The sequence below is a fragment of the Arthrobacter sp. NPDC056886 genome (genome assembly GCF_042788715.1).
Lineage (GTDB): Bacteria > Actinomycetota > Actinomycetes > Actinomycetales > Micrococcaceae > Arthrobacter.
In genome coordinates this window covers 37789-55632 of record NZ_JBHUBT010000001.1, presented here as the reverse complement: position 1 = coordinate 55632, position 17844 = coordinate 37789, and the positions used below count along the sequence as shown (strand labels likewise).

General features: G+C 67.4%; 17 protein-coding genes and 1 pseudogene. 9 read left to right on the top strand and 9 right to left on the bottom strand.

The genetic code is table 11. The features are described from left to right. Nucleotides 1–14: 14 nt before the first annotated feature. The 5 genes from ACFRJ8_RS00280 to ACFRJ8_RS00260 all read right to left on the bottom strand — a co-directional run bounded on the left by ACFRJ8_RS00280 (nt 15) and on the right by ACFRJ8_RS00260 (nt 4963). The gene (locus tag ACFRJ8_RS00280; RefSeq protein WP_377984169.1) at nt 15–1430 is read right to left on the bottom strand and encodes an aspartate ammonia-lyase; all 1416 of its coding nucleotides are present in this window, start codon (nt 1428–1430) and stop codon (nt 15–17) included. Between the two features lie 8 nt (nt 1431–1438). Beyond that, a complete protein-coding gene (locus tag ACFRJ8_RS00275; protein WP_377984168.1) occupies nt 1439–2482 on the bottom strand; it encodes an asparaginase in 1044 nt (347 codons plus the stop codon). Between the two features lie 151 nt (nt 2483–2633). Then, nucleotides 2634–3329 carry a FadR/GntR family transcriptional regulator gene (locus ACFRJ8_RS00270; RefSeq protein ID WP_377984167.1) on the bottom strand — a complete coding sequence of 232 codons (696 nt, stop codon included), beginning with the start codon at nt 3327–3329 and terminating at the stop codon, nt 2634–2636. Between the two features lie 139 nt (nt 3330–3468). Next, nucleotides 3469–4236: a YcnI family protein gene (locus ACFRJ8_RS00265; protein WP_377984166.1), complete on the bottom strand. Its 768-nt coding sequence runs from the start codon at nt 4234–4236 to the stop codon at nt 3469–3471. A gap of 115 nt (nt 4237–4351) precedes the next feature. After that, nucleotides 4352–4963, bottom strand: coding sequence for a hypothetical protein (locus tag ACFRJ8_RS00260; protein ID WP_377984165.1), 612 nt, complete (start codon nt 4961–4963; stop codon nt 4352–4354). Nucleotides 4964–5342: 379 nt separating this feature from the next. Here ACFRJ8_RS00260 and ACFRJ8_RS00255 point away from each other — a divergent pair, with 379 nt between their 5' ends. Together ACFRJ8_RS00255 and ACFRJ8_RS00250 are read left to right on the top strand one after the other, a co-directional pair. Then, on the top strand, nt 5343–5681 hold the full coding sequence (locus ACFRJ8_RS00255) for a type II toxin-antitoxin system Y4mF family antitoxin (RefSeq protein ID WP_377984164.1): 339 nt from the start codon (nt 5343–5345) through the stop codon (nt 5679–5681). Beyond that, nucleotides 5678–6946, top strand: coding sequence for a type II toxin-antitoxin system HipA family toxin (locus tag ACFRJ8_RS00250; protein ID WP_377984163.1), 1269 nt, complete (start codon nt 5678–5680; stop codon nt 6944–6946). Before ACFRJ8_RS00255 ends, ACFRJ8_RS00250 begins: the two co-directional genes overlap by 4 nt. Before the next feature lie 91 nt (nt 6947–7037). Here the strand turns inward: ACFRJ8_RS00250 and ACFRJ8_RS00245 are convergent, their stop codons facing one another. After that, nucleotides 7038–7655 carry a uracil-DNA glycosylase gene (locus ACFRJ8_RS00245; protein ID WP_091564911.1) on the bottom strand — a complete coding sequence of 206 codons (618 nt, stop codon included), beginning with the start codon at nt 7653–7655 and terminating at the stop codon, nt 7038–7040. A gap of 988 nt (nt 7656–8643) precedes the next feature. Between ACFRJ8_RS00245 and ACFRJ8_RS00240 the strand changes: the two are divergent. The 3 genes and pseudogenes from ACFRJ8_RS00240 to ACFRJ8_RS00230 form a co-directional block, all read left to right on the top strand. Beyond that, nucleotides 8644–9183: pseudogene (locus tag ACFRJ8_RS00240) on the top strand (serine hydrolase); the annotation flags it as partial. 37 nt (nt 9184–9220) lie between these two features. Further along, nucleotides 9221–10357 (top strand): serine hydrolase, encoded by a 1137-nt coding sequence (locus ACFRJ8_RS00235; protein WP_377984666.1) that lies wholly within the window; start codon nt 9221–9223, stop codon nt 10355–10357. Between the two features lie 56 nt (nt 10358–10413). After that, the gene (locus tag ACFRJ8_RS00230; RefSeq protein ID WP_377984162.1) at nt 10414–10923 is read left to right on the top strand and encodes a hypothetical protein; all 510 of its coding nucleotides are present in this window, start codon (nt 10414–10416) and stop codon (nt 10921–10923) included. 51 nt (nt 10924–10974) lie between these two features. Here ACFRJ8_RS00230 and ACFRJ8_RS00225 read toward each other — a convergent pair whose 3' ends face one another. Continuing rightward, nucleotides 10975–12534: an amidohydrolase family protein gene (locus ACFRJ8_RS00225; RefSeq protein WP_377984161.1), complete on the bottom strand. Its 1560-nt coding sequence runs from the start codon at nt 12532–12534 to the stop codon at nt 10975–10977. Nucleotides 12535–12792: 258 nt separating this feature from the next. On the opposite strand from ACFRJ8_RS00225, the gene ACFRJ8_RS00220 reads away from it, so the two are divergent. The 4 genes from ACFRJ8_RS00220 (at nt 12793) to ACFRJ8_RS00205 (ending at nt 16240) form a co-directional block, all read left to right on the top strand. After that, complete coding sequence (locus ACFRJ8_RS00220) at nt 12793–13140, top strand: hypothetical protein (protein WP_377984160.1); 348 nt, start codon at nt 12793–12795, stop codon at nt 13138–13140. Then, nucleotides 13137–14192, top strand: coding sequence for a zinc-dependent alcohol dehydrogenase family protein (locus tag ACFRJ8_RS00215; protein ID WP_377984159.1), 1056 nt, complete (start codon nt 13137–13139; stop codon nt 14190–14192). The genes ACFRJ8_RS00220 and ACFRJ8_RS00215 overlap by 4 nt, the downstream gene beginning before the upstream one ends. Next, entirely contained in the window at nt 14189–14383 is a 195-nt protein-coding gene (locus ACFRJ8_RS00210; protein ID WP_377984158.1) for a hypothetical protein, read from the top strand. Before ACFRJ8_RS00215 ends, ACFRJ8_RS00210 begins: the two co-directional genes overlap by 4 nt. A gap of 75 nt (nt 14384–14458) precedes the next feature. Further along, on the top strand, nt 14459–16240 hold the full coding sequence (locus ACFRJ8_RS00205) for a DUF4389 domain-containing protein (RefSeq protein WP_377984157.1): 1782 nt from the start codon (nt 14459–14461) through the stop codon (nt 16238–16240). A gap of 79 nt (nt 16241–16319) precedes the next feature. Here the strand turns inward: ACFRJ8_RS00205 and ACFRJ8_RS00200 are convergent, their stop codons facing one another. Then, nucleotides 16320–17270 (bottom strand): hypothetical protein, encoded by a 951-nt coding sequence (locus ACFRJ8_RS00200; RefSeq protein ID WP_377984156.1) that lies wholly within the window; start codon nt 17268–17270, stop codon nt 16320–16322. After that, nucleotides 17267–17749 carry a hypothetical protein gene (locus ACFRJ8_RS00195; protein WP_377984155.1) on the bottom strand — a complete coding sequence of 161 codons (483 nt, stop codon included), beginning with the start codon at nt 17747–17749 and terminating at the stop codon, nt 17267–17269. Before ACFRJ8_RS00195 ends, ACFRJ8_RS00200 begins: the two co-directional genes overlap by 4 nt. Nucleotides 17750–17844: the final 95 nt, after the last annotated feature.

The following is a 17844-nucleotide window of genomic DNA, read 5'->3' as shown; positions in this document are numbered from 1 at the left end:
GGTTCGAGGGTGCGCTACTTGCTCAGGTTGGCCAGACGCTGCGGGCTGAGGAGCTCGGTGAGCTGCTCGGCAGTGAGCAGCCCGTGTTCGAGCACGAGTTCCGCAACCCCCTTGCCGGTGGCGAGGGCTTCCTGCGCGATGGCCGTGGCCGTGGCGTAGCCCAGTTGCGGATTCAGGGCAGTGACGAGGCCGATCGACTGTTCCACGGTGAGGCGCAGGTGTTCGGTGTTCGCGGTGATGCCCCGGACGCAGCGGGCCGTGAGGGTGCGGCAGGCGGCTTCCAGGTGGGAGATGCTCTTGTGGAGGCTGTGGACGATGATCGGTTCGAAGGCGTTGAGCTGGAGCTGGCCGGCTTCTGCGGCCATGGTGATGGTGACGTCGTTGCCGATCACCTCGTAGGCCACCTGGCTGACCACTTCCGGGATGACCGGGTTGATCTTGCCGGGCATGATCGAGGAGCCGGACTGCACCGCGGGGAGGTTGATCTCGCCGAATCCGGCGCGCGGGCCGGAGGAGAGCAGCCGGAGGTCGTTGCAGATTTTGGAGAGTTTCACGGCCACCCGCTTGAGCACGCCGGAGAGGTGCACGAAGGCGCCGACGTCCTGGGTGGCCTCGATCAGGTCCACCGCCGTGACCAGCGGCAGGCCCGTGATCTCGGCGAGGTGCCGGCAGGCGGCCTCGGCGTACCCGGCCGGTGCGTTCAGGCCGGTGCCGATCGCCGTGGCGCCGAGGTTGATTTCGTGGATCAGCAGGTCGGCTTCGGCCAGGCGGAGCCGGTCCTCGCCGATTGTGACGGCGTAGGTGCCGAATTCCTGGCCGAGCGTCATGGGGACGGCATCCTGGAGCTGGGTGCGGCCCATCTTGACCACCGTGCGGAACTCGAGGGCTTTGGCGGCGAAAGCGTCCTCGAGCTCGGTGAGGGCGTCCAGTAGTTCACGCGCCGCGAAGATCGTGCCGAGCTTGACCGCGGTGGGGTAGACGTCGTTGGTGGACTGGCTGAGGTTGACGTGGTCGTTGGGGTGCAGCCGGGCGTAGTCGCCCTTCGGGTGCCCGAGAATTTCCAGGGCCCGGTTGGCGATGACCTCATTGGCGTTCATGTTCGACGACGTCCCGGCACCGCCCTGGATGACGTCCACCACGAACTGCTCGCTGAGCTTGCCGCTCATGACGTCGGCGCAGGCTTCCCCGATGGCCGCGGCACGCTCGGCGTCGAGCAGCCCGAGCTCGTGGTTGGTGCGTGCGGCGGCCAGTTTCACGGCGGCCAGCCCGCGGACCAGGTACATGTTGGAGGAGAGCGGCTGGCCGGTAATGGGGAAATTCTCCACGGCCCGGAGGGTGTGGACGCCCCAATAGGCGTCGGCGGGAACATCCCGGTCGCCCAGGAGGTCGTGTTCGGAGCGGAATTCTGCGCGTGCGTCGAGCGAGGTCATGGCGGTCCTTACAGGGCTTCGGGGGCGTCGGAGGTCTTGGGGGCAGCGAGGAAATCAGTGGCCTGCAGCAGCCCGACGGGCCGGCCGCCGCCCAGCACAGGGGTGGCGGCGAGGCGGGCCAGGGGTGAGGTGTCGACGTCGAGCGCGGCCAGGACCCGCACGGTGACCGGCATCCGGGCGCGGTCTCCGCCGTCGGAGACCTTGACCGCGACGGCGCGGCCGTCGGGGAGGCCCACCAGTTGGACGCCCTCGAAGCCGTCCTTGGCCAACAGGCCGGGAACCAAGCGCATCAGTGTGGTGACATCCCGATCCTCGCCCGCAACCATCTCGGGGTGGCGGCGCATGGCGTGTGCGACGGCGGCTTCCGCGCCGCCGCCGGATCCGGCGGCCGCGGCGAGGCGGCCGAAGGCCCGGGCCATGCCGCGCAGCGTGAGTGCGAACAGCGGGGTCCCGCAGCCGTCAGCGGTGGTGGCCTGCGGGTCCTCGCCGGTCAGATCCACCACGGTCCGGGCCACGAGTTGTTGCAGGGGGTGCGCCGGGTCAAGGTAACCCTGGACCGGCCAGCTGTTGATGACGCAGGTGGCAGCCATCGCGGCATGCTTTCCGGAGCAGTTCTGTGTCAGCTGGGTGGCCTGGCCACCGTCGCCGAGCCAGTCCTCGCGCTCGCGGGCGCCGTACGGTAGGTCGGTACCGTTCTCGAGGTCGCCGGGCGTCAGGCCATGCAGGTCCAGGATGCGGAGCGCACCGTCACGGTGGGTGGCGGCACCGGAATGGCTGGCGGCGGCGAGGGCGAGGAGATCGTCCGGCAGGTCCAGGCCGGCGCGGACCATGGCGACGGCCTGCAGGGGCTTCAGGGCGGACCGCGGGTAGAACGGGGCGAGGGGATCGCCGGCGGCCAGGAGGGTCCGGCCGTCCGCTGCGGTGGCGATGACCGAGCCGTAGTGGACGCTTTCGACGATGCCGTCCCGGGTCTGGACCGCGAGCGGCGCGTGCTGCGGCAGCCGCTCCGGGGCCAGCGTGGGCGGGGTGTGCGCGAGAGCGGGAGAAATCATTGCATCCTTTAGCGGTGGCGGTGGCGGTGGCGGTGGCGGTAGCGGTCGGTGTGGTTGTGGCGGCAGGTGCCGTTGCCTTGGCAGGCCCTCTGTCGCTGACGCTGCTGTCCCGGCCCTGCTGTTCCTGACAAATGGCGTCAGGCGCCTGCCGTCAGGCGTTGAGGATCGAGTCGAGGGCAACGCCAACGGCATGGAGGTGCTGGCTCATGGCAATGCGCGCCGTCGCCGCGTCACCGGCTTCGATCGCAGCCAGGATGCGCCGGTGTTCCTCGTCAGAAGCGTGCTGGCGGTCCGCCACCATGTTCAGGGTCTCGGACTGGTGGGCGAGGGCGTCCCGGATGTCCGCGACGACGTTCTCGAACACTTTGTTCCGGCTGGCCCGCGCGATCATCGCGTGGAAGCTGGAGTCCAGGCCCACCCAGACTTCGGGGTCGTCCTCGCCGCTCATCGCGGCAACGATGTCCCGCATGGTGTCCAGTTCCTCGGGCGAACGCCGTTCGGCGGCCAGCCCGGCGGCAGGAACCTCGATATGGGGACGGGCCTCGGTGAGGTCGCGTGCGGAGTATTGGCCCAGGACCAGGTCCTTGGCCACGTGGTTGGCGACGACGAACGTGCCCCGCCCGGTCTTGGTGACGGTCAGGCCCAGGGCGGTGCAGGACCGCAGGGCCTCGCGGACCACCGAGCGGCTCACGCCGTACTGCTGGGCGAGGCTGGCCTCGGAGCTCAGCTTGGCGCCGACGCCGAGCTTGCCGGATTCGATTTCGGAGCGGAGGACGTTGAAAACGGCTTCGGCGGCGCTGAGGCGGGCCAAAGGCTGTCCTGCTGTCCGGCTGTCTGACAGGTTCACCCCTAAAATATGGCAGGGATCACACCGGGGTGTCAATTGTGACGGCGGCCCCGGGTGTCCGGAGCCGCCGTCGTGCCTGCCGCCGGAGGTCCGGCGACAAGCTGCCTGACCGTGTTACTTGTCGGGCTTAGTTAACGGGCTATTTGGCCGTTTGCTTGGTCTCTGCTTGCTTGGCCTGGGACGGGCGGGTGCGGGCCAGTGCTGTCAGGCCCACGGCGAGCCCGATCAGTCCTGCTGCCATCCCGATCCAGCCGGCCACGGAGCCGGCATCACTTGAGGTGCTGGCTGCCGCGGCCGGGGCCGCCGACGGCGCCGTTGTTGTTTCCGTGGATGCGGCGTGGGCCGCGGTCTCGGCGTCTTTGGCCGTGGTCACGAACGAGGGGGCCGGGTGTTCGGGTTCGGCCTGGCCTTCGACCGTTTTCTCGTCCCATTTCACGACCGTCCCGTCGGTGTAGGTCTGGGCGGTCGGCAGCGTCACGGTGGTGCCGGCATCCGGCAGGACTCCCACGGAGAGGGAGAACGCCTGGTATTCGTTCGGCCCGATCTGGTGGGCGGCGTCGGCGGTCCAGACCACGGAGCTGGGGGCCTTGGTGACGGTGGCGCCGGCGATGGTGACCGGCTTCGGCAGCTCGCTGGTGGTGACCACGGCCTTCCAGCCCTCGACGGGCTTGACCGACACCGAGGTGAACGGGGTGTCGGTGGGCAGCGTGACTTCGAGTTTGCTGGTCTTGGCCGTGGCGGACTCGTTGGGGACATTGAACGTCAGGTGGCTGTAGCCGCCCGCGGCCGGGTCATCGGAGTCGACGTGGACGTGGGCGGACGCGGCGGCCGCGCCGGCGGCGAGCAGCGCGGCGGTCATCGTGGCGGCCGCGGCGGTCTTGAGGGTGCGGCGGAGGGAGGTTTTCATGGCAAGGGTGCCTTTCACTAACGAAGAAACGGTGGGGACCGGCCGGTGCGGTGTCCGTCCGGCCGTGGCGGGTGGCCGCCTGCCGTCCCCGTCCGTGCGTGAAAGAGGGATGGTGTCAGGCAGCGGGAGTCAGTAGGGGCGGGCCGCGCCGGGTCGGCAGGAGCCGGCCCACCCGGGCCCTGGGCAGGGCCGGGGTGAGCGTGCAGGGGCCCGGGACGCGCAGCGGCGCCACGACGACAGGTTCCGGCAGCTGCACCAGCGGGCGGAGCCAGGCGCCCAGCGCGGACAGCGCCCGCTCGCCGCCGGCCAGCAGCAGGGCCGTGCCCAGGGTCGCCACCGCGTGGGCAGCGAACATGCCCCCGCCCATGTCAGCCGCGGACGAGGCCATGGACGGGTGGAGCAGCTCCGGAGGAATCACAGCCGCCGCATGGCCCGGATGATTGTTGGCCATCCGCGCGGAAACGCTCAGGGGCGCGGCGGCGGACAGTGCGCCGAACGACCAGTGCAGCCACAACTGCCCCGCGCCGAGGAGGCCGGCCAGGGCAGGAAAGTTCAGGCGGAAGCGCGTCAGGACCGCCACCGGGACCATCGCCACGGCACACAGCGCCGTCACGATCGCCGGCTCAGGCAGCCGCCCGCCGCCGGCCAGGTGGCCGCCGGCTGCCAGCGCCACGATGAGGGCTCCGATCAACCCGGTGCGGAAAAGCCGGAACGAAGCGCGCGTCATCGTGAGCAGTCCTCTCCGAATTCCTGGCTGGGCTGATTTTCTAGGGTCCCTTAAATCCTACGGGCCATTTTGAACCGCCACGCGCCGCCCGGCAGGACCGCCCGTTATGTGACGGTGGGCGACAGGGATCCCGAGTCAGCTGCGTCCGCCGGCTCCGGCAGGCCGGCCCCATTGGCTCCGCCGCACCCGCCCCACGGGCCCCGCCGCAGGCTCCCGAACCCGCCCCACGGGCTCCGCCGCACCCCACCGGTACGAACGTGCCGATATGACGCTGTGCAGCCCCGTGTGCGGGTTCTATACTGGAATTACACGCAAAACGGCACGTTCGTACCTATGCGCTCAGGTGAATCGGACGTATCTTGATCAACGGGAGGCGGCCATGGGGAACTCACTTCCGGACGAACTCGCCGCCGAGGCCCGGGCCCGGCGCGGTTCGCTCCGGCTGAGCCAACGCGAACTAGCCGAACTGGCCGGGGTCTCAGAGCGCTTCGTCCGGTTCGTCGAACAGGGCAAACGTACGGTCCAGTTGGATTCCCTGCTGGCACTCCTGGACACGCTGGGGCTGGAACTCCGGGTCCAGACCCGGACCAGAGCCGCTGCCCGAGCCCTCGCCGGCCCGCGGGCAGGCAGTGAAGCCCGGACCAGCAATGAACCGCTGGCCCACAGCGAACCGCGGGCCAACAGCGAACTGCGGGACGGCCCGGAAGTCCGGCCATGAGGCACCGCATCGCGGATATCTACAAGGCCGGCGTGTTGGCGGCCCGGCTGGAACGCCACGACGGCGGCACCAGATTCAGCTACTTGCCGGCTTACCTGGCGTCCGGAGGCCCCGCCGTCGCGAGTTCCCTGCCGTTGACTCCGGAGCCAGTGCTGTCCGCGGCGGGGGCAGCCCCGCCGTATTTCACCGGGCTCCTGCCGGAGGGCCGACGGCTGAATGCACTGCGCCGCTCCATCAAGACGAGCGTGGACGATGAGCTGTCCCTGCTCATCGCGGCCGGCGCCAACCCCGTGGGTGACGTGCAAATCGTTGGCCATGGCGAGAAGCTGGACCCGGACGAGCACGCCGTCGAGCTTGACCCCGGCACACCCGTGGATTTCGAGGCCCTGCTGGGAGACTCCGGGCTGATCGACCCCGTGGCACTAGCTGGCGTGCAGGACAAGCTGTCCGCAGGTATGATCTCCATGCCTGTGGCCAGCGCTAACAGGCGGTACATCCTTAAACTCAACGCCCCCGAGTTCCCGCACGTCGTCGAAAACGAATTCGTGATGTTCCGGTACGCGGCCCGGCTGCGGATCCCGTTGAGCCGGGTCCAGCTGATCCGCGACGTCGCCGGCCGGCCGGGGTTGCTCGTTGAGCGCTTCGACCGGGTGCCTGTCTCCGGGGAGCGTGTCTCTAGGGCCTCGGGGTCCAAAGCGGCGGCAGAATCGCCGGGGGCGGTGCAGCGGCTCGCCGTCGAGGACGGGGCGCAGGTGCTGGGGCTTTACCCCGCGGACAAGTACAACGTGGGATACGGGCAGGTGTGCCATGCACTGGCGGCGTATTGCGCGGCGCCACTACCTGCGTTGCGGAATTTGGCCCTCCAGGCGGCTTTTGCGTGGCTGACGGGCAACGGTGATCTGCACGCGAAGAACGTGTCCATGGTGCAGCAGCCCGCCGGGGAGTGGTCCATTGCGCCGGTGTACGACATCCCCTCCACTGTTGTCTACGGGGACAAGACGCTGGCCCTGACCCTGGACGGCAAGCGGACGGGGGTTTCCCGGAGGCACTTCCTGGGCTGGGCCGCGGGGATGGGGCTGACGGAGCGCGCCGCCGTCCAGGTGCTGGAGCTGGCCCTGAGGGCTTCGGAGCCGCTGCTGGCGGACCTTCAGGCGGGCACGGCCTTCCGCCACATGACCGACGACGGCGCCTCGCCGTTTTCGGCGATTGTCACCCGCAATTGGGTCAAGGAACTCAAGCACCGGCGCAGGCTGCTGGCGGGGTGATGCCCGCCGGCGTCGGCTGTTCCTGGCGCCGCCTGCGGGTGATGTTGCCGGGCTCGGCTGATGCTGCCGGCGCCGGCTGCTGCGTAAAGCCTTAGAGGTGCTGGATGCCGGCCCGCTGCATGGCGTCTTTGTAGACTTCTACGTTCTTGGCGAGGAGCTCTTCCTGCTTGGCCGGAGAGACTGCGAAGGCGCGGCCGCCGAGCGCGGTGGCCTTGTAGATCTTGACGCCATGGTTCTTCAATGAAGAATGGTAGGTCTTCTCGAAGAGGGTCAGGAACGAGTGGGCGTCCGCGCCGTGGGCAATAACGGCCGAGACGCGCTTGTTGATCTTGAGGAACTGGCGGAACGGCCGCAGGCCGTCGGTCTTTTCCTGGACGTTGAGCGCCGAGGAAGCGTCAGGATCGCGGATCCACGGATAGGCGTTCCACGGCATCACATAGCGGGGATCCAGCTCGGCGGCCTCGTAGATGGAGGTGGCGCGGCGGGCGGCCTCATCGTCGTTGAAGTGCGAAACAAAACCCGATTCCGTGCCCTTGCCGGGGCTGATATGCAGGCTGACGATCCGGCATTCGTCCTCATCATGGATGGGGTCGATGTACGGAACCACCGATCCAGGCTTCTTTTCCATGAGTTCGTCGCACAGCTGCGTCACGGCGGCGATGTTTGGCTCCTGCAGCAGGGTCTTCTTTTCGTCCCAGTCAATCGTCACGATTTCTCCCTCAGCACTTGGCGTCCAGAATCAGGCGGCTTCCTCCACTCTACGCTTTCGCGGCAGGGGGTGTTTCGGCCGGGGCCTTTATGGCCGGTCTCCCTGGTCGCGGGTCCTCATGATGGTCTTCGTTTCGGGCCCAGTGGCTTGCGGCCTCTGGTGATGGCGGTGAGGCGGGCGTAGGCTTAAAGCGCCTGCAGGTAGCCATCTGATGACGTCGGGTTGTTCGGGACATTGAAGTGTCCGAGCCTGCTCTTAGCGAGATCGCGAAGGTACCTGCAGGCCCGAACGTCAGGCCGCCTTTCGGTTGGAGGGCGGCTTTCTTTGTCGCCGTCGCCGGGTCAGGTTTGTCAGCGCGGCCAGTGGTTGGCATCGGTCGTTTTCTAACCGACCGGGGGAGCCTCGGTCGCGGGCAGCTCCCCGTCCCGCAAGGAGCATTGCCGTGGCGCTTCCGAGGTTTTTCACAAGGTTGCCGACTGCGACGAGTGGCGTAAAGACTAGACTCCGTCGGCCAGACCCGGTCATTCTGCGCCAACCCGGACCTGCTGGACCCCATGAAGCGTGCCGGGGTCCAGGGCGAGCCGCGAGCCGCGAATCGAGTCCTTCGAGTAGTGGCCCATTGCTGCCGTTCGCAAACCTGATCCAGGCAAGCACGGCAGCCAGCTGACTGGTCCTTAAGCTGCAGCACCCACATTGAGCCTGCCGCGCTTTCGCTTTTTGGCCTGGTGCCGGAGCTGGCGCCGGTGCCGGGAGCCCGGCTGGCCCGTGGCTAGGCCCGCCGATCCATCCCCCGTGCCCAGCGCCTCCAAGCGCCCGCGCCCGCCAGTCGTCCTGAGAGATCGACCGCTCCAGCCCGCCAGCTAATGCTTGCCCCCAGGCTCCCAGCGCCCGCCGACCCGGGCGCCCTGTCTCAAAACACCGGCGCGGGTCCATCATAAAAGAGGGCGTCAGCTCGGCGCCCCAGGCGGTATCGGGCGGAGGGTTGTCCATGAACCATAGGGAATCTATCGCGATGAGGATCGGGTCGCTGCCGTCGGACCGCCGCTCCCTGCTGAAGGCGGTCGGCGTCGGCGCCGCGGGCATAGCCGGGATGCCGTTGCTGGCCGCCTGCACGGCCCAAAATGCCCCCGCGGGCACCGGAGGCAGCGGCACTGGGGCCTCCGGCACGCCGTCGGCGTCGTTGCTTCCGGCGCCGGAACCGCAGGTTAAACCGCTTTTGGACCAACAAAAGGTCAACGGCGCCCTGGCCAAGCTGGACGGAATAATCCAGGGCGCGATGGAGAGCACCGGCGTTCCTGGAGTCGCAGTGGCCGTGGTTTACCGGGACGAGATTGTGTACGCCAAGGGCTTCGGCGTGCGGGAGTCGGGCAAGCCCGAAACGGTGGACGCGGACACCGTCTTTCAAGTGGCCTCAGTGTCCAAACCCCTGGCCTCCACCATTGCGGCCGTGGCCGTGAGCCGCAAGGCCATCTCCTGGACGGACCCCGTGATCAACCACAGCCCGGGCTTCGCCCTGAAGGACCCCTACGTGACGCGAAACGCCACGGTCGCGGACCTGTTGTCACATCAAGGCGGCCTACATACGGGGGGCGGGCGACCTGCTGGAGGATCTCGGATTCGACCAGACCTACATCCTCAGCCACCTCAACCAGCAGCCACTGGACTCCTTCCGGGCGAGCTACAACTACAGCAACTTCGGCTACACGGCAGGTGCGCTGGCTGCTGCCGATGCCATGAGATTGCCCTGGGCAGACCTCGCCGAGCAAGTCTTGTTCAAGCCCCTTGGCATGACATCCACGAGCTATCGCCACGCGGACTACCAAAAGGCGTCGAACAGGGCACTGATCCACGTGCCCGCCGGTTACAGGACTTGGGTGGCCAAATACAGCCGGGACGCCGACGCCGAGGCACCCGCCGGCGGGGCCAGCTCCACTGTGCATGACCTGGCCCGCTGGATCCGCCTGCAGCTTGCCAACGGCAGCTTTGAGGGCAAAGAGGTTATCGCCCCGGACGCACTAAGTGTCACGCATGTCCCGCACGCGGTATCGGGCCCTCCCGCGACACCGGCGGCCCGCACCCGCTTCTACGGCCTGGGCTGGAATGTCTCCTACGACGACCACGCCCGGCTCTCGCTCGGGCACTCGGGAGCCTTCGAGCTTGGTGCCGCGACCGCCGTCTCGCTGCTCCCCGGCGAGCAGTTGGGCATTGTGGCCCTGACCAACGGCCGGCCGCAGGGCATCCCCGAAGCCATCTGCGCGTCATTCCTGGACACGGCCCAGAACGGCGCCCCGACAGTGGACTGGTTCGGCTTCACCGCGGGCGTCTTCCAGAAGATCGATGAGGCGGAGAAGCCAAAGGTCGACTACTCCCAGGCGCCGCAGCGGGTCCAACCGGCGCGCGGCAACGATTTCTACGTTGGAAAGTATGCGAACTCCTACTACGGCCAGCTCAACGTCGCCGTGGAGAGCGGCGTGCTGACCCTTGAGCTGGGCCCGGCCGGCAGGACCACCAAGTTCCCGCTCAAACACTTCGACGGCGACACCTTCAGCTTCGAATCCATCGGCGAGAACGCCAACGGCCTTGCGGGGGCAATCTTCGCCCCCGGCGCGGACGGCGCCGCCTCCGGCGCCGGCGGAACGGCGTCGAGCGTCAGGCTCGATTTCTACGATCAAACCGGACTAGGCACTTTCACCCGCGGCTGAGGCTACTTTCGTACGCCGTAAGCTTCTAGGGCGAACACCCCCGAGCCAAGGAACCCATGCCGATCAACAGAAAGTCACTCAAGGAAGACGGGTTTACGGGGTTCAGGACTCTCGCGGCGCTGGACATCAACCGGATCCCGCAGCGGACCGGGATCTTCGCCGTACTGCAGCCTGCAGGCTATGAGCCGCGGTTTCTGCCCAGAAGCACGGCAGGGGTCTTCAAGAAGAAGGACCCTTCGGTCCCGGAGCCGGCGCTGACCGCCGAGTGGGTGGACGGCGCCGACGTCGTGTATCTCGGGAAAGCGGGCGTCGGCAGTAAGGGCAACCGTGGCCTTCGCCGGCAAATCCAGGAGTTCATCGATTTCGGCAAGGGCAAGCCGCCAGGACACTGGGATGGCAGGCTCATCTGGCAGCTCGCCGATCCCGGCTCCCTCCTGGTTGCCTGGAAGGAGCTGCCCGCGGAGGCAGTCAACGAATCGGAGGCCGGATACCATGCCCGGTTCCGGGACGACTACGGCCGGCTGCCGTTCGCCAACCTCGTCCAGGCCAGGGTCAAAGGCAAATAGTCAAAGGTAAACAGGCCAAAGGCAAATAAGTCAGAGTCACCAAGCAGGCAGCTACTGGCCGCCGTGGGTGAACCCTCCCGCCACCAACGTGGCGGCCACCGGCATCGCGGCAAATTCCGCGTCGGGAACCGTCAGCGGGTCGCCGTCGAGCACGGCAATATCGGCGGGGTCTCCCACCCGGAGCCGGCCGCGACCGCGGGTTGAGGCGGTGAGGGCCTCCTGCCGCGTGAGAGCCTGCTCGGCATGCCATGGGCCCCGGCCATCCTGCCGGGCCCGCGCCGTGGCGGCAGACATGGCGGTCCACGGGTCCAACGGGGCCACCGGGGCGTCCGAGCCAAGGGCCAGCGTCGCGCCGGCGGCTACCAACGAACGGAGCGGGAAGGACCGGTCCGTGCGTCCTGGCCAGTTCGCCTCGGCGGCGTCCCGGTCGTCGAGGGCATGCGCAGGCTGGACGCTCGCGGTCACACCCAACCGGCCGAAGCGGGGGAAATCCTCGCTCCGGACAAACTGGGCATGTTCCACCCGCCCGGCAATGCCCGCCGCCTCAAAGGCATCCAGCGCGACGCGGTTGGCGGCGTCGCCAATGGCGTGGACCGCCGGCACAAAGCCCGCCTGCCGCGCCCGGACCAACAGGGCAAGCAACTCCGCCTCGCCCACCGTCAGCAGGCCGTGACCGCCGTTCGGATACGGGTCAACGCAGTACGCGGTGCGGGTATTGAGCGAGCCGTCGATCAGCACCTTCAATGGGCCCACGGTCAGGAGCCCGCCGCCGCCAGCCACAGCCAAACCTGTCCGCAGCCCCTCGGCCACGGCCCGGTCGAGGTCCTGTGGGTAGACTCCCGCCTCAACCCGCAGGGCAGCGAAACCGCCGGCGATCCGCCGCAGCCAGACGTCGCGGTTCCAGGTCATCTCGAAGTCCACGATCCCCACCACACCCCGCGCCGCAGCAGCCCGCCCCGCATGCTGCACCCAGGAATCCACCACCGCATCCGGAAGCTGGGCGAGCTCGCCGGTCAGGGCGAACGCCGCATCTTCCCGGAGCAGCCCGTCGGCGTCCAAACGCACCCCGTACCGTTTGGCCGCTGCTGAGTTGAGCCAGACACAGTGGAGGTCGTGGCTGATCAGCGCCGCCGGCCGGCCGTGTGTCTCGCCATCGAGGAGGGCCAAGCTGGGCAGATCCGGCCAGACGGCGTCGCGGAAACCGACGCCCACCAGCGTCTGGACAGCTCCCGGAGCCGCAGGGCCGCCGCTGACCCCAGTGCCGCCTCCGGGGACTTGGGACTCGGCGGCAGCGGTCTCGGCGAGATAGGACCCGACGGCGGCAGCCGCCTCGCGCGCCGAGCCGGCGGCGGAGAGGTCAAGCCGGTTGGAGGCCAGCGCCCACTGCGTCATGTGGACATGCTCATCCCACAGCCCCGGAATGACGTAGCGGCCGTCCAGGTCCACCACCCGCGTTGCGGCCGGGACCGCAGGCGAGTCGTGGTGCGACGGGATGATCGCAGAAACGGCGCCGCCGGAAAGATGAACGTCGAAGCATATTTCGTCCCCGGGTTGCCGCGCCGAGGCCAGTACGAGGTCCGGCGCGAGGCACGGATCGAGCGGAGTAGACATAGAAACAGGCTAGGCGTGCACAGCCCGTGAATCTGAAACACACACCCAAAACCCTTCCACACGGGACTTTCGCCCCTTACCCCTGCCATGCATCGCCACCAAGCTAAATGTGGGGAGGTTCCTGCACGGCCAGTTGGGGGTCGTAGTTGAGGGAGGAACCGCTTCATGTAATGCAGCACGGTCTCACCGCGAATTGGGGAAGGAAATGGCGTTTGCACTTTCCGGCTTCAGCAGGAAATGGCAGGAGGCCACGGCCACATGACGATGCACCACCATATGCACCACCATTCCGGGGACCCCAAACTGAAAGTTCTCATGCGCCTGAACGCCGACGCTGAATCAGCGCGGATCGAGGTGCATGGCGTGGTGACCGCAGCCAACGTGCGGGCACTGTATGTGGTTTGCCGCCGCGTCACTAGCAAGCTTCCCAGCTTTGAGCTTGTGCTCGACCTCGCCCATGCCCGGGTGTCGGCCGCCGCGATCGAGGAACTCCGTGAGCGCGCCCGCGCCTCGCTGATGTCTTCGGGGATCGACGGTACGGAGACGCCGTGCCGTCTCCGCCTTGTAGACCCGCTGGTCATTCTCAAGACCAAGGAACACGTATGAAAGCCCTCGTCTACGGTGGGCCCGGTGAGAAATCGTGGACCGACGTCCCCGATCCCACAATTCAGAGCCCCAGCGATGTGATCGTCAAGGTGGACACCACCACCATCTGCGGCACCGATCTGCACATCCTCAAAGGCGATGTCCCCACTGTGGCCAAGGGCCGCATCCTGGGCCACGAGGGGGTCGGCACCATCACGGAGATCGGGGCGTCCGTCACCAGCCTCAAGGTCGGCGACCGCGTGATCATTTCCTGCATCAAGTCGTGCGGGCACTGCGCCAACTGCAGGGCAGGCCTGTATTCGCACTGCCTGGGCGAGGAAGGCACGTCCGGCATCGGCTGGGTTTTCGGGCACCTGATCGACGGCACCCAGGCCGAATTCGTCCGCGTCCCCTACGCCGAGAACTCGCTGCACCTCCTGCCTGAGGGAGTCAGCGACCAACAGGCGGTCATGCTCTCCGACATCCTTCCCACTGGCTTTGAGATCGGTGTGCAGTACGGCCGGGTCAAGCCCGGCGACACGGTTGCCGTGATCGGCGCCGGCCCGGTCGGACTCGCCGCGATCTGCACCGCCGGACTTTACGGCGCCGCGACGATCATCGCCGTCGATCTCGACGCGAACCGGCTCGAAAAATCCCGTGAATTCGGCGCCACTGATGTGATCCTCTCCAGCGCCCCCGACTGGAGGGAACAGGTGATGGTCCTGACCGACGGGCAGGGTGTGGACGTCGCGATCGAGGCCGTGGGCATCCCGGCGACGTTCACGATGTGTACCGAGATCGTGCGGCCCGGCGGCAACGTGGCCAACGTCGGAGTCCACGGCAAGGCAGTGGAACTGCATGTCGAAGACCTCTGGATTCGGAACATCAGCATCAGCATGGGCCTGGTGAACACCAACAGCACCCCCATGCTGCTTAAGCTGGTCGCTCAACAAAAAATCCCTGCAGACAGTTTCGCCACCCACCACTTCATCTTTGACGAGTTCATGGAGGCGTACGACACTTTCGCCCACGCCGCGGAGACGAAGGCCCTCAAAGTGGTGATCACGGCGTGAAAGCGTTCTTTGTCTACAGCACTGGCATCGGGCGGCACCGGCCACCAGCAGCCAAGGCGGTCGCCTGCAACACACGCCTGCGCACCTTCAGCCACGGCGGCGCCGTCACAAAGATTGCCCGCGTCCTCCGTGCCGGCGGTGCAGACATCATCGCCGAAGCCAAACCGTTCCTGACCTGGCGCGGGCGGTAGCGGCCCGGGCCGCCAGTTTCCGGAAGTCCCGCCCAGCCGGGCGTGGCAAAGGGACCATCTGAAAGGACGGCGGCCATGAAAGCAGGCCGGATTGTCATGCTGGTGATTGGCTCGCTCTGCGCGCTGCTCGGTCTGGGACTGCTGGCGGGCGCCGGCGTCGCGGGCTGGGTCAATTATCAGCAGCGGGACGGCAGGTACTTCATCACGCCGTCGGAGCAGTTCTCAGGAAATTCCTACGCGCTGACGACCCCCCGGCTGGATCTCACCACCGGAGGCGGCGTGAACGACGGTGTCCCCATGGACTTTGCGGGCAGCGTGCTGCTCCGCGGTTCCACCACCGATCCTGGCAAGGAAATCTTCATCGGAATTGCCCCGCGGGCCGATGTTGCGTCGTATCTGGCCGGTGTCCAGCGCACCGAAATCGTCGACGTCAGATTCCGCCCCTTCCGCGCGCTGTATCGCGACGTCAATGGTGCCAAAATCCCGGCCAATCCGGCACCGCAGAACTTCTGGGCCGCGTCTGCCACGGGGTCGGGGGAGCAGGAATTGACCTGGAACCTTCGCTCCGGGGCTTGGGCCGTGGTGGTCATGAACGCCGATGCGAGTTCCCCGGTGAGCGTCAATCTGCAGGCTGGGGCGCGCACGGACCTGCTCTTGCCGGTATTCATCGGACTGCTGATCGGCGGTCTGGTGATGCTGCTGATCGGGGTGCCGCTGATCGTGCTGGGCGCCGCGGGACTCGGCCGCAGCGGGCCCGGCCAAGGCGGAACGGGCAGCGGCGTCCCTCCTGGCTACCTGCCAGCCCAGCCCGGCCAGCAATATCAGGCCGGTGCCTACCCGCCCGGGACCGCTCCCGGCCAGCAGAACACCTCTGCCATGCCGGGTACTGTAGCGGCTTACGCTGCCGCGCCGGGAACTCAGTATCCGGTGACTCCCTATCCGGTAATGCCGGGAGCGACTACACCGTACGTTTACCCCGCACGCCTCCACGGCTACCTGGACCCGAATCTCTCGCGGTGGATGTGGCTGGTGAAGTGGTTCCTGGCCATCCCACACCTCATCATCCTGTTCTTCCTCTGGTTCGCCTTCGGCGTGGTCACGATCGTGGCATGGTTCGCGATACTGTTCACGGCGCGCTACCCCCGCTCGCTGTTCAATTTCAATGTCGGCGTGATCCGCTGGAACTGGCGCGTGGCCTTCTACGCCTTCAGTGCGATCGGTACGGACGTCTATCCGCCCTTTACACTGGCTCGCACCGATTACCCGGCGGACTTCGACGTCGACTATCCCGAGCGGCTATCCCGTGGCCTGGTGCTGGTGAAATCGTGGCTGCTGGCCATTCCGCATCTGCTGATCATCGGCGTGCTGACGGGGACCGCGACGACGTGGGTGTTCCAGGGCGGTGAGTGGGAGCCGCAAAGTGTGGGCATCTCCCTGCTGGGGCTGCTGGTTCTCATTGCCGGCGTGATCCTGTTGTTCACGGGTCAGTACTGGCGGGGGATCTTCGACCTCCTGCTCGGCCTGAACCGCTGGATCTACCGAGTGATCGCCTACGTTGCCCTCATGCGGGACGAGTATCCGCCGTTCCACCTCGATATGGGTCCCATCGATCCGGGCGAGCTGCCGGTGCCGGCCTACGCCGCACCCGCCGGTGGACCCGCCGTCGGACCGGGGGCAGGAGGCGCGGCAGGAGCGCCGGCGGCCGGACCCGCCGTCGGACCGGGGGCAGGAGGCGCGGCAGGAGCGCCGGCGGCCGGACCCGCCGGTGGGCCGCCTGCTCCCAAACCCCCCGACGGCTCGGTCGGCTCGGTCGGCGCAGTCGGTGAAGGCTCCCGCGATGAAGGCCCCCCGCGATGAAGGCCCCGGAGGGCCGCCCAAAAGCTAGTGCCGGGCCGCGTTGACGCTGGCGCCGGGCCTTATGACCGGATCGGAGCTGTCAAGGAAGTCGGTTCAGATCGAGCTGCTCTTCGGCGGCCAGGAGGAAAGTGCGCTCTTGCGCCGTCAAGGTCCCGCCGGACGCAAGCTCGGCATCCCAGACTTCAACGATCATCCGGTGCAGCCGTTCCCCGGTTGGCGCGGCGGGGTCGCTTTCGAGGAGGCGGTCGGCGCCTGTATGTTGCAGGACCCGGTCCCTGATGGGTTCGACGCCGGCGAGGGTGTCGGCCGCCCAGCGGGCCTGCCGCTTGAGGCGGGTATGGCCGGCCACGGCGGGCACCGTCAAGCCCGCCCCGCCCAGGATGAGGGTGAGCATCTCCACGACCCGGATGATGGTGTCGGAGGGCACGGGGACGGCCAGAAGCGCCGGGATCGGGACTGAGAGCAGCCCGATCGTGAACTTGATCGTCACGAACAGGGCAAGAACACTAGCGGCGCCGACCATGGTGAACCCGACCTTGAAGGACCGGCGCATCCTCGGGGTATAGCGGAAGCACGCGACGGCGACCCCGCCGCACACCCACCCTATGAAGGCGATCAGCACGGCGGAAAACAAGGCGGCCGGCAGACGCTCATGGTAAAGCCCCCAGCTGTCGGTCGTCGTGGTGGGGCCCGTCAGGACGAACAACGTCAATTCCAGCGCCAGTGTGAGGGTCAGCGGCAGGGAGCGCACCAGTGCCCGGCGCGTGTCCGCCGGCACGATCGCCTCAAGGACTGAACGCCGGAGGTACCAGAGGCTGAAGATCATCGAGAAATGCAAGGCAAGCTTGGCGAGATTGATTCCGCCGATGTGGGCATCGACCGCGGCGTACACGACAGGCGACATCAGCACCGAGCCGGTGCCGGCGAACACGGCCGAAAGGAACACGGTATCGCGGCGGTTCCGCAGCATGGCCGGAATCCGGGCCGCGGCGAGAACGAAAAGTACCGCGGCTGCCAGGAGCTGGATCACCCGAAAACCGATCCGAAGTTCCCCGGCTGTCCGCCCGAGCGGTCCTGGGAGCGGCGGATGCGTGCGGCCAGACGGTCGGCCAGGAGCTCTGCAGCGATCTCGTACTCATTGCGGAAATCGGTCCGCTTAAGAGCCCTGACGACGCGTTCGGGATCCAGGTCCGGGAAGAATGTGCCGGCGTATTCGGCCGACACGATGTCCTGCTCGTGCTGCAGGATCATATGGGCGAACTCATGGAGGACAATTTGTTGCCGGTGGACTTCGGATGCGGCCCGGGCGTGCAGGATCAAATCCATGTGGTCCAGTCCGAACCACAGCCCGCAGACCTTGTCCGTTGCCCCCTCGATGGGCTTGATGACGATCTTGCGGTTCCGCTGCCGTTCAACGTGCGCCTGGATTGATGCCAGGGAGACCGGCTCGCTGAGAGAAAGGCTTGCTTCCGCTTCCCGTGCCCGCGACCGGGCGGCGTCGTAGTCCATGTAACGAGTCCTTGGCTGTTAATAGAGCGTCAGCGTGGACACGCCACTTCCTGACGGCCAAACCTCGCCAGAATCATATCAGTGCAGGTCAGCGA